Source organism: Mycobacterium sp. NTMscope_MAC_12 (genome assembly GCF_976985675.1).
Genome location: NZ_CDRJYY010000001.1, coordinates 5,208,646 through 5,222,655 on the forward strand (window position 1 = coordinate 5,208,646; position 14,010 = coordinate 5,222,655).

11 protein-coding genes are annotated in these 14,010 nt (G+C 70.2%); 8 read left to right on the top strand and 3 right to left on the bottom strand.

What is annotated here, in order from left to right:
• Positions 1 to 12: 12 nt before the first annotated feature.
• Genes AC0KS4_RS24195 through AC0KS4_RS24210 form a run of 4 tightly spaced genes read left to right on the top strand, consistent with a single transcriptional unit; the run spans position 13 to position 5,073 of the window.
• A complete protein-coding gene (locus AC0KS4_RS24195; protein ID WP_238957420.1) occupies positions 13 to 1,620 on the top strand; it encodes an AMP-binding protein in 1,608 nt (535 codons plus the stop codon).
• 2 nt (positions 1,621 to 1,622) lie between these two features.
• A complete protein-coding gene (locus tag AC0KS4_RS24200) occupies positions 1,623 to 2,405 on the top strand; it encodes an SDR family NAD(P)-dependent oxidoreductase (protein WP_238957180.1) in 783 nt (260 codons plus the stop codon).
• Positions 2,402 to 3,919, top strand: coding sequence for an AMP-binding protein (locus tag AC0KS4_RS24205; RefSeq protein WP_238957181.1), 1,518 nt, complete (start codon positions 2,402 to 2,404; stop codon positions 3,917 to 3,919). The genes AC0KS4_RS24200 and AC0KS4_RS24205 overlap by 4 nt, the downstream gene beginning before the upstream one ends.
• A gap of 14 nt (positions 3,920 to 3,933) precedes the next feature.
• Positions 3,934 to 5,073, top strand: a complete 1,140-nt coding sequence (locus AC0KS4_RS24210; protein WP_225327316.1) for an NDMA-dependent alcohol dehydrogenase — start codon at positions 3,934 to 3,936, stop codon at positions 5,071 to 5,073.
• Here the strand turns inward: AC0KS4_RS24210 and AC0KS4_RS24215 are convergent.
• Complete coding sequence (locus AC0KS4_RS24215; protein WP_225327297.1) at positions 5,054 to 5,548, bottom strand: SRPBCC family protein; 495 nt, start codon at positions 5,546 to 5,548, stop codon at positions 5,054 to 5,056. The genes AC0KS4_RS24210 and AC0KS4_RS24215 overlap by 20 nt on opposite strands.
• A 66-nt stretch (positions 5,549 to 5,614) precedes the next feature.
• Between AC0KS4_RS24215 and AC0KS4_RS24220 the strand changes: the two genes are divergently transcribed.
• Both AC0KS4_RS24220 and AC0KS4_RS24225 read left to right on the top strand, forming a co-directional pair.
• Positions 5,615 to 5,995 carry a nuclear transport factor 2 family protein gene (locus AC0KS4_RS24220; protein ID WP_225327317.1) on the top strand — a complete coding sequence of 127 codons (381 nt, stop codon included), beginning with the start codon at positions 5,615 to 5,617 and terminating at the stop codon, positions 5,993 to 5,995.
• A 43-nt stretch (positions 5,996 to 6,038) separates the two neighbouring features.
• Positions 6,039 to 6,260: a hypothetical protein gene (locus tag AC0KS4_RS24225; protein WP_009957137.1), complete on the top strand. Its 222-nt coding sequence runs from the start codon at positions 6,039 to 6,041 to the stop codon at positions 6,258 to 6,260.
• 95 nt (positions 6,261 to 6,355) lie between these two features.
• Here AC0KS4_RS24225 and AC0KS4_RS24230 read toward each other — a convergent pair whose 3' ends face one another.
• On the bottom strand, positions 6,356 to 7,090 hold the full coding sequence (locus AC0KS4_RS24230) for a DUF899 domain-containing protein (RefSeq protein WP_225327298.1): 735 nt from the start codon (positions 7,088 to 7,090) through the stop codon (positions 6,356 to 6,358).
• 29 nt (positions 7,091 to 7,119) lie between these two features.
• Positions 7,120 to 7,887 (bottom strand): SDR family oxidoreductase, encoded by a 768-nt coding sequence (locus tag AC0KS4_RS24235; RefSeq protein WP_225327299.1) that lies wholly within the window; start codon positions 7,885 to 7,887, stop codon positions 7,120 to 7,122.
• A 155-nt stretch (positions 7,888 to 8,042) separates the two neighbouring features.
• On the opposite strand from AC0KS4_RS24235, the gene AC0KS4_RS24240 reads away from it, so the two are divergent.
• Both AC0KS4_RS24240 and AC0KS4_RS24245 read left to right on the top strand, forming a co-directional pair.
• Positions 8,043 to 8,999 (top strand): sigma-70 family RNA polymerase sigma factor, encoded by a 957-nt coding sequence (locus AC0KS4_RS24240; protein ID WP_238957182.1) that lies wholly within the window; start codon positions 8,043 to 8,045, stop codon positions 8,997 to 8,999.
• 161 nt (positions 9,000 to 9,160) lie between these two features.
• Entirely contained in the window at positions 9,161 to 13,993 is a 4,833-nt protein-coding gene (locus AC0KS4_RS24245; protein WP_225327301.1) for a cation-translocating P-type ATPase, read from the top strand.
• The last annotated feature ends 17 nt before the right edge of the window (positions 13,994 to 14,010 follow it).

Below are 14,010 nucleotides of genomic sequence, written 5' to 3' on the forward strand. Positions count from 1 at the left end.
TTGATCGCCCCGGTGCGCCACGACGCGGCGCAAGCGTCAGAGGCTTATCGGCGCGGATTGTGGGTGCACACCACGCTGGCCGATTCGCTGCGGACGGCAGCAGAGGCCTCGCCGCAACGAACGGTGGTCGTGGACAAGGATGTTCGGCTGGACTGCGCCACCCTGCATGCACAGGCCGGCGCGCTGGCGGGGGCGCTGCTGGCGCGCATGCCCACCGGCAGCGTCGTGTCGTTTATGCTGCCGAACTGGCACGAGACCGCCGTCATCTATTTGGCCGCAACGCTGGCCGGCATGGTGGTGAACCCGATCCTGCCGTCACTGCGCGACCACGACCTGCGTTTTATCCTCGAAGACGCCGGCACGGCAATGATTTTCGTCCCGCACCGGTACGGCGGCCACGACTACGGGGCGATGCTCGAACGGGTGACGGCCGCGATGGAGGCCGCGCCCGAGGTCGTGGTGCTTCGCGAAACCGGGCACGCCGGTGCGCACACCCGCTATCCGGACCTGCTGGGCCAGGCGCCGGAGGCCGCGACGCTTCCGGCGCTCGATCCCGATGCCGTGCGGATGATCCTGTACACATCCGGGACCACGAGCCGGCCGAAAGGCGTCCTGCACACGCACAATTCGCTGCACGCGCTCATCCGCCAGCTCCGCGAGCACTGGAGCATCGATCCGGGCGACACGTTCCTGGTCCCCTCCCCGGTCGCCCATATCGGCGGCTCGATCTATGCCTTCGAATGCCCGCTGCTGCTGGGCACGACCGCGGTGCTGATGGACCGGTGGGACCCGGGGGAGGCGGTCGCCCTGATGAACACCGAACGGTGCACCCACATGGCGGGGGCCACGCCGTTTCTGCAGCAGCTGCTCTCGGCCGCCGAGCGCGTCGGCACCCGCCTGCCCGACCTGAAGGTGTTCATCTGCGGCGGCGCATCCGTGTCGCCGTCGCTGATCCGGCGCGCCGCAGAGTATTTCGAACGCGCGGTCATCACCCGGGTATACGGCTGCACGGAGGTTCCCGTCGCGACCGTCGGCGCGCCCCGGCCGGACGAAGCCGACCGCGCCGCGGACACCGACGGCAGGGCCGGCATCGCGGAGATCAAGCTCGTCGCCCACGAAGCCGCTCCCGCCGGTGACGGCGAGATCTGTGTGCGCGGCCCGCAGATGCTGGTGGGTTACCGCCATCCCGAAGACGGAGCCGATTCCTTCGATGCCGCAGGGTTTTTCCGCACCGGGGATCTCGGGCGGTGGGTCTCGGCCGGCTCCGAAAACCGGTACCTCGTCGTGACGGGGCGGGCCAAGGACGTCATCATCCGCAGCGGCGAGAACATTTCCGCGAAGGAGGTCGAGGATTTGCTCGCCGATCATCCCGGCATCGCCGAGATCGCGGTCGTGGGGCTGCCGGACGAGCGCACCGGCGAACGGGCTTGCGCGGTGATCGTCCCCGCGGGCGCGGAGAGCCCGGACGTCGCGAGCCTGCTGGCGCTGCTGGTGAGCAAGGGCGTCGCCAAGTTCAAGGCGCCCGAACAGGTCGTGATCTGGGATGCCCTGCCAAAGAACGAGGCGGGCAAGGTTCTCAAGCATCGGATCCGGGCCACGCTGACCCGGGGCGGAAGCTAAGGATGGGTGAGATGCAGGTCGCAATCGTCACGGGCGCAAGCAGCGGCATCGGTCTGGGCTGCGCCACGAAACTCGCCGAGATGGGCATGGCGGTCCTCGGCACGGGCCGCGACCAGGACCGGCTGGCCGAGCTGCACGAGGCCGTCGGCGATCCGGATCGCGTGGCGACGCTTGCCGTCGACCTGACCGGCGACGACGCGCCGCGCCGCATCGTGGACCTCGCCGTGCAGCGGTGGGGCCACATCGACTTCCTGATCAACAACGCCGGGGTGGGCAGCCCCAAGCCGCTGCACGAGACCGACGACGAGACCCTGGACTACTTCCTGGGTTTGATGCTGCGGGCCCCGTTTCGGCTCGCGCGGGATGTGCTGCCCCACATGGGACCCGGTTCGGCGATCATCAACGTGACATCGACGTTCGCGGTCGTCGGCGGCCTGCGGGGCGGGGCCTACTCCGCGGCCAAGGGCGGGCTGACCGCACTGACCACCCACATCGCCTGCCAGTATGGCGCGTCCGGCATCCGATGCAACGCCGTCGCGCCCGGGGTGACGGTCACGCCGATGGTCGAGAAGCGCTTGGAGGACGAGCGATTCCGCAAGATCAACACCGAGATGACACCGCATCAGCGGCTGGGCCGCATCGACGACATCGCCAGCACTGTCGCCTTCTTGTGCTCGCCGGGCGGAAGTTTCATCAACGGCCAAACGATCGTCGTCGACGGCGGATGGAGCTCGACGAAGTATCTGTCGGAGTTCGCCTTGTCCTCGCAGTGGATCGAGCGATGAACCTGTTTGCGATGCTCGACCAGGCGGCGAGGCGGTTCCCCGATCGCGGCGCGCTGTATCACGGGACCCGGCGCCTGTGCACCTGGATCGAGTTGCGGGACCGGGCATTACGACTGGCCGCGTCGATCCGGCAACAGCACGGGACCGGTGCTCGCATCGCGATCGCGACCCACAACCGGCCCGAGATCATCGAGTTGATGTTCGCGATCTGGGCCGCCGAGTGCGTCGTCGTCCCCGTCAACTACAAGCTGCATCCGCGCGAGATGGCGCAGATCCTCGACGATGCGGGCGCTTCGCGGGTGTTCGCCTCTGCCGAGCTCGGCGCGGAACTGGCATCGGTGACCACGACGCCGACGGAATCCCTTGATTCCGAGGCCTATTCACGGCGATTCGACACCGCCCCGTCCGCGCCCCCGCGCACCGACCCGTCGGCGCTGGCGTGGCTGTTCTACACCAGCGGAACCACCGGCCGCTCGAAGGGCGCGATGCTGTCGCACCGCAACCTGACGGCGATGACCGTCGCCCACCTCGCCGACATCGACGACCCCGACGAGGGCTGCAGCCTCCTGCACGCGGCGCCGATGTCTCACGGCTCCGGGCTCTACGTCCTGCCGTACGTGCTGCGCGCCGCGCGCCAGGTGGTGCCCTCCTCGGGAGCGTTCGACCCCGACGAGTTCCTCGATCTCTGCGAACACCATCCGGCCGGCAGCGCATTTCTGGCCCCGACGATGGTGCAGCGCCTGGTGGGTACGGGCCGCGCCCGCCCCACCAACCTCAAGACGATCGTCTACGGCGGCGGCCCGATGTATGTCGAGGGCCTGCGCAAGGCGATCGCGGCGTTCGGCCCGATCTTCGCGCAGATCTACGGGCAGGGCGAGTCGCCCATGACCATCACCGGGCTGCGCCGCGCCGACCACGATTCCGACGACGACGCGATCCTGGGATCGGTCGGCTATGCGCGGTCGGGGATGGACGTCGCGGTGCTGGGCACCGGCGGCGACCCGGCGCCCGTCGGCGAGATCGGCGAAATCGTGTGCCGCGGCGACGCGGTCATGTCCGGCTACTGGCGCAATCCCGCCGCGACCCGCGCCGCCCTCAAAGACGGCTGGCTCTACACCGGCGACATGGGTTCGTTCGACGACCGCGGCTTCCTCACGCTGCGCGATCGCTCGAAGGACGTCGTCATCAGCGGCGGCAGCAACATCTACCCGCGCGAGGTGGAGGAGGTCCTGCTCGAATACCCCGGGGTCGCGGAGGTAGGCGTGGTCGGCGTCCCCGACGCCGAGTGGGGCGAGATCGTGGTCGCATTCGTCGTCGGCACAGGCGATTCCGTCGACCCCGCGGCGCTCGACGCGCATCTGCTGGCGCGCATCGCCCGCTTCAAGCGGCCCAAGCGCTACGAATTCGTCGACGAGCTACCGAAAAACAGCTACGGCAAGGTGCTCAAGCGGGAACTGCGGGCCAGCTTGGCGCGGCGCCGGGAATTCCATGAGACATCGAGGAGGTCGCAATGAAGTGTCGCGCCGCTGTGATCCGCGGGGTGGGCCGGGACTGGGAGATCCGCGAGATCGAACTCGATCCGCCCCGCGGCGGCGAGGTCCTGGTACGGATGGCGGTTGCCGGGATCTGCCACTCCGACGACCATCTGTTCACCGGCGATGTGGTGCCGACCCCCGAGGCGCTGGCCGCGAGCGGGCAGCCCGCGCCGGACTGGTTTCCGCTGCTCGGCGGTCACGAGGGCGCCGGTGTCGTCGAGGAGGTCGGGCCGGGCGTGACGTCGGTGCGCCCCGGAGATCACGTGGCGCTCTCCTTCATTCCCGCGTGCGGCAGTTGCCGGTTCTGCGTGAACGGCCAGAGCTACATCTGCGACATCGGCGCGAGCCTGTTCGTGCGGGAGATGCCCACCGACGGCACGTGCCGCCGCCACCTCGGTGACGAAAACCTCTTGGCCTATGGGCAACTCGGCACGTTCGCCGAATACGCGGTGCTCTCAGAGCGCTCCGTCATCAAGATCGACGACGCGATCCCGTTCCATGCCGCCTCGCTGGTGTCGTGCGGGGTCAGCACCGGCTGGGGTTCCGCGACCATCTCGGCGGGCACCGAACCCGGCGACACCGTCGTCGTCATCGGCGCCGGCGGCGTCGGGATGAACGCCCTGCAAGGTGCGCGTGCCGTCGGAGCGAAATACGTCGTCGCGGTGGATCCCGTTGAGTCCAAGCGTGATTCGGCCAAGATCTTCGGCGCCACGCACACCGCCGCCTCCGCCGAGGAGGCGATACCGCTGGTCAAAGAGATCACCGCCGGACTGATGGCCGACCGCGTCGTCGTCTGCCCCGGCGTGGTGCACGTGGACCTGCTTCCGTTGGCGATGACGCTGCTCCGCAAGGGCGGGATCTGCGTGCTCACCGGGATCACCCCGTTCACCGAGCCCCCGGTTCCGTTGGTGCTGCAGGAGATGACGCTGTCGGCCAAACAGCTCAGGGGAGCGCTCTACGGCGGGATGAATCCGCGCACCAGCGTGCCGATGCTGTTGTCGTTGTATCAGGCGGGCGCGGTGAAACTCGACGAGTTGGTCACCCGCCACTACCGGCTCGACGAGATCAACGAGGCGTTCGTGGATCTGCGCGAGGGCCGCAACATTCGCGGCGTCATCGACTTCGGGGTGTGACTTCGAAATGCCGCCGAATCCCAGCCAGCATCTCGGCGTGCGCCTTGACCGCCTCGCGGATCGTCACCCCGGCCAGCAGCCGCGGCGCGGAGATCCGGATGCGCTCGGTGACCCGGGTGCTGCCGTCGTCGGGCTCGAAACTCACCGTGCCGCGTAACCGCACCCCGGGTGACTGATCCGCCTCGGTCAGCACGTCGCCGCTCGCGGGCACTCGCAGCCTGGCGTGATAAGCGGTGCGGATAGTGAACGGCCCCACGGGGATTCGATCGACCACCCGATAGCTCTGCTGGTAGCCCTCCGGGGTGTCGCTGCGGGACAACGTTTCCACGGACACGATCAGCGGGTGCACGAGCCTGATGTTGTCCAGGTCCACGTAGAAGCCGCGCACCGCATCGGGCGGCGCGGGCACGCGCTCGGACAGCCTCCGGTCGGCGTGCACGAACAACAACGACCGGGCCCGCGCATGTAACGCCACGGCGACATCCTGTCAGTTTTTTCGCCGTGGCGTTACGCTCAGCGCAGTGCCCGGAGCGGAGGCATGATGGGCGACGCGGCGAAAGGTCACGTGGTCGAGCGTTACCTCGACTGCCTGACCGCTCACGACTGGGACGGCCTGGCCGGCACCCTCGCCGACGACGGCCTGACCCGTGAGGGGCCGTTCTGCGATCTCATCGAGGGCAAGGCGAACTACCTCGCCTACCTGCGCAAGATAATCACCGATCTGCAAGGCCACCGGCTCGACGTGCAGCGAGTGTCGCATGTGGACGCCCGGCTGTCCTACGTCGAGTTGACCGAGGCGTTCGAGTTCGACGGTGTGGCCCGGCGGTGGCCCGAATGCCTCCTCTTCGAGCGCGACGACGACGGATTGATCGCTCACGTCAGCGTGTTCTTCAAACAGCGCCAGGACGCCGCCGCCATGTAGCGGTCTATTCCCTCGCTTGCGGAATTGACCTAACGTGTCATGGATGGAGGCAGATGGAACTCCGGAGTCGGTGCCGGTCGAGAAATTGCACTCGGGCGACCCGATCACCGATTGTGGTCAGCGGTACATAGTTCTCGAATCGAAGGCGCTCAGCGACTGCGTGGTCCTCGAGCTCGAATCCCGAGTGGATCACCAGCTCCAGGTCATCGAGAAATCGTTCCCCACCGGCTACCAGGTCGGCAGGGCGAATCACCGAATTTTGTAGCCGAAGAATTCTCGGCGGAAACACATGCGCGAGTAGCCGTTCGACGGCTACCGTGCATTCATGTTTTCTGCGCAGCCCCAAACAGCCTGCGCCGCTTAGCTCTTCGGCGGCCGGATGTCGTTGGGATCGTTCGGGTCGGGGTCGCCGAACCAGCGTGACGGCTCGTGCTCGCCGTACGCGTCGTGCCAGTCCCACCACTCGTAGGGAGCGGTCTGCGGGTAGCCCTCGGGCGAATCCTCCCAGGTTTCCTGGCGTCCCAGCGCGGTCATATCCAGGAAGCTCCACGTGGTCCCCAGCGCCTCGTCGCCGCGGTTGTTGATGAAGTAGGTGCGAAACACCCGATCGCCGTCACGGATGAAGGCGTTGGTGCCGTGCCATTCGTCCACGCCGAAGTCGGCGTCGAAACCGTCGGTCATCGTGTACCAGGGCATCTTCCAGTCCATCCGCGCCTTGAGGCGCTCGATGTCGGGCTGCGGTGCCCGCGAGACGAACACCAGCGTGGTGTCGCGGGCGTTCAGGTGGGCCAGGTTGCCGACGTGGTCGGCCATCATCGAGCAGCCGCGGCAGCCGTGCTCGGGCCAGCCGTCGATGTCGGGCCCGTAGAAGGCCCGGTAGACCACCAGCTGACGCCTGCCCTGAAAGAGGCCCGGCAGGTTGACTTTGCCCTCGGGCCCCTCGAACTCGTAGTCGGCGTCCACGGCCATCCACGGCATCCGGCGCCGCAGGGCCGCGAGCGCGTCACGGGCCCGGGTGAGTTCCTTCTCCTTTTCCAGCAGTTGTTGATGCGCGCTCGCCCACTCGTGGGTCGACACGATCGGGGGTGTGTTCATCGCGGTACGCCTTTGCGGTGTCGGGTGTTTCAGGTCAGCGGCGCGAGGCCGGCGGAGGTGAGCAGGTAGGCGTCGTGGTCCGGGACGGCGGTGGCGATCTCGAGCACCGACTTGCCGACCTGTTCGGCGGTGAGCGTGGGCCCGGCGGCCTGCAAGAAGCTGTCGACGTCGACGCCCTGTCGCTCGGCGTAGGCGGCGACGCCGGCCGCGCCCAGGCCGGTGGCCGGGGTCAACCGCGGCAGCACGGCGGTGAAGTCGATCCCCAGCCCGGCGCGTTGCGATTCGAGGGCGGCATAGCCGGTGAGGAACCGGACCGTCGCCTTCGCGCCGGCATAGCCGCCGGACAGTGGTGATCCGGCCAGGGCGGCGCCGCTGGACATCACGATCACCGAGCTGCCCGGCGCCAGCGGGCGCCGCAGCGCGTGACGAACCCAGTGAAACGCCTGCGCGACGTCGGAGTTCCAGTTGTCACTGAACGACTCCCAGGTCTGATCCTGCAGCGGCGCCATCCGCGGCGCGGCCCCGGCGCACAGCACCAGGGTGCGCGGCCGGTACCGGTCGACGAGCCGGCCGGCCGTCATCGGATCGGCCGCGTCGGCCACCACCGGGGTGAACGCGTCGCCCAGCTGGGCGTGCACCTCCTCGAGTTGTGATCGGGTGCGCGCGACGCCGACGACTTCGGCGCCGGCCGTCGCGAACGCGGCGGCGATCGCGCGGCCGAATCCGCGGCCGGCCCCGGTCACGATCGCGGTGCTGCCGACGAACCCGTCGGCGGAGGGGTTCGGTGTCTGGTTCATGTCGTGCTCGCTTCCTCACGTGGACTGCGGCCGTGCCGCGACTTCACTAATTGAGATACGGCGCGGCGGCCGGGTTCATCGCCGGCGGACCGATGAATTTCGGCGGCCGGATGTCTCTACAGGAGTAGGTTCTTCACCCACCGAAAGGAGAGGCCGTGCCGGCGCAGGAGGAGTTCGTCGAGCGGGCGGCGCCATTTCGTGCCGAGCTGATCGCGCATTGCTACCGCATGCTGGGCTCGGTGCACGACGCCGAAGACCTCGTCCAGGAGACGTATCTCCGGGGCTGGCGCGGCTATCAGGCGTTCGAGGAACGCGCGGCGTTGAAGACCTGGCTGTACCGGATCGCGACGACCGCCTGTCTGCGCGCGCTGGAGAACCGCGCCCGCCGCGTGCTGCCGACCGGGCTGGGCGACGGCTCGATCGACCCGGACACCGATCTCGACGCGACGGCCGGCGCGCACCTGTGGCTCGAACCCATCCCGGACGCCATGCTCTTCAAGAGCCCCGAAGAGGACGTCACCGCGAAGCAGAGCGTGCGGCTGGCCGTGATGACCGCCCTTCAGGAACTGCCGGCGCGCCAGCGCGCGGTGCTGATCCTGCGAGACGTCGTGCAATTCAGCGCCGCCGAGGTTGCCGAGCTTCTGGAAACCACGCCCGCCGCGGTCAACAGTTCGCTGCAGCGCGCCCGGGCCCACCTCGCCGAGCTGTCCCCCAGCGAGGACGGCATCACCGAGCCCGACGACGCCCGGCGCCGCGAATTGCTCGACCGGTATTGCGCCGCATTCGAAAACGCGGACATGGCGGCGCTGACCGCGCTGCTGCAGGCGGACGTCAAACTCGAAATGCCGCCTCTGCCAGTGTGGTTCGCCGGACGGGACACGGTGCTGAAGTTCCTTGCCGGGCGCGCGCTGGCCCGGCCGGGCGATCTTGTGATGATCCCGACCGCCGCCAACGCGCAACCCGCCGTCGCCGAGTACCGCCGCGCCGCCGATCACGTGTTGCGGGCCCATTCCATCCACGTCTTGACCCCCGGTGCCGCCGGGGTCGCCGGCATCACCGTCTTCCTCGACCCCGGCCTGTTCACCGCGTTTGGTTTGTCGTCAACCCGGTAATGTTTCTGCCAGGGACGTGATCGCAGCCCTTGCCATCTAGGGAAGCCCGACCTGCATCGCCAGGGGTGTCGGCGCAGGCTTTACCTTCCCGCCCCACGTGTGGACAGCTCCTTCACACGCCAGGATCATTAGGCGCGGGAGACGTAATTGAAGGGTGACGAGTGAAGATTCCCGGCGTTTCCAGTGTCGTCGCTGGTGTGGCCGGCGGCGCCGCGCAGGTGGTCCGGGCCGGCGTATCGACCGCGGCGGGGGCCGCCGGCGCGCTGCAGACGTTGACCAACCCGGTCGCCGAGCTCGCCGGCCCCGTCATCCAATCGGTGGCTCAAACCACGGGCCGAGCAATCGGGTTGGACACTTCCACCGACGGCGCCGCCCCCCCGATCCTGCCGCCGGTGCGCTGGCACAGCGGGCGACGAGTGCACCTGGACCTGGACCCGTTGCTGCCGTTCCCCCGCTGGGGCGAGTACGCGCCCGCCGTCGAGGAGCCGGTGCGCAGAATCCCGGGCGTGGCCGAGGCGCACGTCGAGGGCGCGTTGGGCCGGTTGGTGGTCGAACTGTCCGACGGCGCGGACCACGACGCCGTCTTGGACGAGGTGCGGTCGACGGTCGCGTCCATCGCCGCCGACATCACCTGGTCGAAGTCGGAGGCGGCGACGCCTTCCGCGCCCTTCGCCGACCCGGGCAACCCGCTGGCGATTCTGGTGCCCCTCACCGCGGCGGCACTGGATCTGGTCGCGATGGGCGCCGCGGTGACCGGATGGGTGACCCGGCTGCCCGCGGCGCCGCAAACCACCCGGGCCGCGGCCGCGCTCATCAACCATCAACCGCGCATGGTCTCGATCCTCGAGGAGCGGCTGGGCCGAGTGGGCACCGACATCGCGCTGGCCGCCACTACGGCCGCCGCCCACGGCCTGACCCAGTCGTTCGGCACGCCGATGCTCGACCTGACCCAGCGCACCCTGCAGGTCTCCGAGGCGGCGGCGCACCGCCGGGTGTGGCGGGACCGGGAACCCCACCTGGCCTCGCCCCAACGGCCGCAGGCCCCGGTGGTCCCGGTCATCTCGTCCGCCAAGTCGGAGGTGCCCCGGCACAGCTGGGCGGCCGCGGCGGCCGGGGAGGCTTCGCACGTCGTGGTCGGGGGAACCATCGACGCGGCGATGGACAAGGCGAAGGGCTCGATGGCCGGGCCGGTGGAGAGCTACGTCGATTCCGCGGCGAACGGCTCGTTGATCGCCGCGGTGAGCGCGCTGGTGGCCGGCGGCGGCACCGACGACGCGGCCGCGGCCATCGAGGCCGGGGTGCCGCGGGCCGCGCACATGGGCCGACAGGCGTTCGCCGCAATTTTGGGTCGCGGGCTCGCCAATTCCGGGCAGCTGGTTCTCGACCCGGGCGCGCTGCGCCGCCTGGATCGGGTGAAGGTGGTCGTCATCGACGGCGCCGCCCTGCGCGGCGACCACCGCGCCGTCCTGCATGTTCGTGGCGACGCGCCCGGCTGGGACGATGACCGGGTCTACGAGGTCGCCGACGCGCTGCTGCACGGCGAACAGGCGCCCGAGCCCGACCCCGACGAGCTGCCGGCGACCGGCGCGCGACTGAAATGGGTTCGGACCCAAGGGCCTTCGGCCACGCCCGCGCAGGGCCTGGAAACCGCCGACCTGATGGTCGACGGCGAATGCGTCGGCAGTGTCGACGTGGGCTGGGAGGTCGACCCGTACGCGATTCCGCTCTTCCAGACCGCGCACCGCACGGGCGCCCGGGTGGTCCTTCGCCACGTCGCCGGCACCGAAGACCTCACCGCCAGCGTCGGCGCGACGCACCCGCCCGGCACCCCGCTGTTGAACGTGGTCCGTGAGCTGCGGGCCGATCGGGGGCCGGTGCTGTTGATCACCGCGCTGCACCGGGACTTCGCGTCGACCGACACCCTGGCCGCGCTCGCGATCGCCGATGTCGGTGTGGCGCTTGATGACCCGCGCGCCGCCACGGCGTGGACCGCGGACATCATCACCGGCACCGACCTCGCGGACGCGGTGCGGATCCTCTCGGCGATCCCGGTCGCCCGGTCGGCCAGCGAATCGGCGGTGCACCTGGCCCAGGGCGGCACCACGCTGGCCGGGCTGCTGCTGGTCACCGGTGAGCAAGAAAAAACCACCACCCCGGTGAGCTTTCGGCGCTGGCTCAACCCGGTCAACGCCGCCGCGGCCACGGCCCTAGTGGCGGGAACGTTCTCGGCGACCCGGGTGCTCCGGCTGCCCGACCCGACTCCCCAACCGCTGACCGCCTGGCACGCGCTGGATCCCGAGATCGTCTACTCGCGGCTGGCCGGCGGCGCGCGGCCGCTGGCCGTCGAGACCGAACCATCGTGGCGACGCCGTCTCGACGACCTGTCCTACAGCCCGGGCCTGGCGCCCCTGCGCAAGCCGCTGCACAACGTGGCCCGGCTGGCGTCGGCCACCCGGACCGAGCTCGCCGATCCGCTGACCCCCATCCTGGCCGTCGGGGCGGCCGCGTCGGCGATCGTCGGCAGCAACATCGACGCGCTCCTGGTCGCGGGTGTCATGACCGTCAACGCGATAACCGGTGGGGCGCAACGGCTGCGGGCCGAATCCGCGGCCGCCGAACTGTTCGCCGAGCAGGACCAGTTGGTGCGCCGGGTGGTCGTCCCCGCGGTCGCGACGACGCGCCGCCGGCTCGAAGCCGCCAAGCACGCCACCCGCACGGCGACGGTGTCCGCGAAGTCATTGCGGCCCGGCGACGTCATCGATCTGGCCGCGCCCGAAGTGGTGCCGGCCGACGCCCGCCTGCTGGTGGCCGATGACCTCGAGGTCGACGAGTCCCTGCTCACCGGCGAGTCGCTGCCCGTGGACAAACAGGTGGACCCCGTCGCCGTCAACGACCCCGACCGGGCCAGCATGCTCTTCGAGGGCAGCACCATCGTGGCCGGCCACGCCCGGGCGATCGTCGTGGCCACCGGGGTCGGGACCGCAGCGCACCGCGCGATTTCGGCGGTCGCCGACGTCGAAACGGCGGCCGGAATCCAAGCGCGGCTGCGGGAACTGACCAGCAAGGTGCTGCCGCTGACGCTGGCCGGAGGCGCGACGGTGTCGGCGTTGGCGCTGCTGCGCCGCGCCCCGCTGCGTCAGGCGGTGGCCGACGGCGTCGCGATCGCGGTGGCCGCGGTGCCGGAGGGGCTGCCCCTGGTGGCCACCCTCTCCCAGCTCTCGGCCGCCCAGCGGCTGACGGCCCGCGGCGCGCTGGTCCGTGCGCCGCGCACCATCGAAGCGTTGGGCCGCGTCGACACCATCTGTTTCGACAAGACCGGCACGCTCACCGAGAACCGGCTGCGCGTGGTGTGCGCCGTGCCGGTCGGGGTCGACCCGCACGAACCGCTCCCCCAACTGACCGATCCGCAATCGGCGGGGCTGTTGCGGGCCGCCGCGCGGGCGTCCGCCCAGCCGCAGGACGGCCAGGGCCACGCCCACGCCACCGACGAGGCGATCCTCACCGCGGCGAATTCGCTGAACGGCCATGGCGATGCGGATTGGACGATGATCGCGGAGGTGCCCTTCGAGTCCAGTCGCGGCTTCGCCGCCGCGATCGGCGCCCTGGGCCACTCCAACGGGCATCCCGCGGACGCGCCGGTGCTGATCCTCAAGGGGGCTCCCGAGGTCATCCTGCCGCGGTGCCGGTTCGCCGACCCGCAGGCCGACCACGAGCGGGCCGAGACGGTCGTCCGCGGTCTGGCCGAACAGGGCTTGCGGGTGCTCGCGGTGGCGCAGCGCGGTTGGAAACACGAGACCGACGACGAGGACACCGATGCCGACGCCGTGGACGCCGCGGCGGAGGACCTCGAACTGCTCGGCTACGTCGGCTTGGCGGACACCGCCCGGGCGTCGGCGCGCCCGCTGATCGAAGCGCTGACGGACGCCGACCGCGAGGTCGTGCTGATCACCGGCGACCACCCCATCACCGCACGGGCGATCGCCCGGCAGCTGGGCTTGCCCGCGGACGCGCGGGTGATCACCGGCGCCGAACTCGCCGGCCTCGACGAGGACGCGTGCGCCAAGATGGTCGCCGATGTGCAGGTCTTCGCTCGCGTCAGCCCGGAGCAGAAGGTGCAGATCGTGGCCGCGCTGCAGCGCTGCGGGCGGGTGACCGCGATGGTCGGCGACGGCGCCAACGACGCCGCGGCGATCCGGATGGCCGACGTGGGGATCGGGGTGAGCGGGCGCGGTTCGTCGGCCGCCCGCGGGGCCGCGGACATCGTCTTGACCGACGAGGACCTGGGCGTGCTGATGGACGCCCTGGTCGAGGGCCGCAGCATGTGGGCGGGCGTCCGGGACGCCGTCACGATTCTGGTCGGCGGCAACGTGGGTGAGGTGCTGTTCACCATCATCGGCACCGCCTTCGGCGCCGGCCGCGCGCCGGTGGGCACCCGCCAGCTGCTGCTGGTCAACCTGCTCACCGACATGTTCCCCGCGCTCGCGGTCGCGGTCACGTCGCAGTACGTCGAACCCGACGAATCCGAGTACGAATCCGCCGAAGAGGCCGAGGAGGCGCGCCGCCAGCACCGGCGCGCGGTGCTGACCGGGCCCACGCCCTCCCTCGACGCCCCGCTGATGCGGCAGATCGTCACCCGCGGCGCGGTGACCGCGGCCGGGGCGACGGCGGCCTGGGCCATCGGGCGGTGGACGCCGGGCACCGAACGCCGCACGGCGACAATGGGTTTGACCGCATTGGTCACGACGCAGCTGGCGCAGACGCTGCTCACCCGCCGGCACAGCCCGCTGGTGGTGGCGACCGCGCTGGGCAGCGCCGGCGTGCTGGTCGGCATCGTGCAGACCCCGGTGCTCAGCCAGTTCTTCGGGTGCACACCGCTGGGGCCGGTCGCCTGGTCGGGGGTGTTGGGTTCCACCGCGGGCGCCACTGTGATCTCGGCGCTGGCACCCAACTGGCTGGCCAAGCAGGTCGAGGCGTTGGAGCCCGGCGGGGACTGATCTTCAGTCCGGCGACG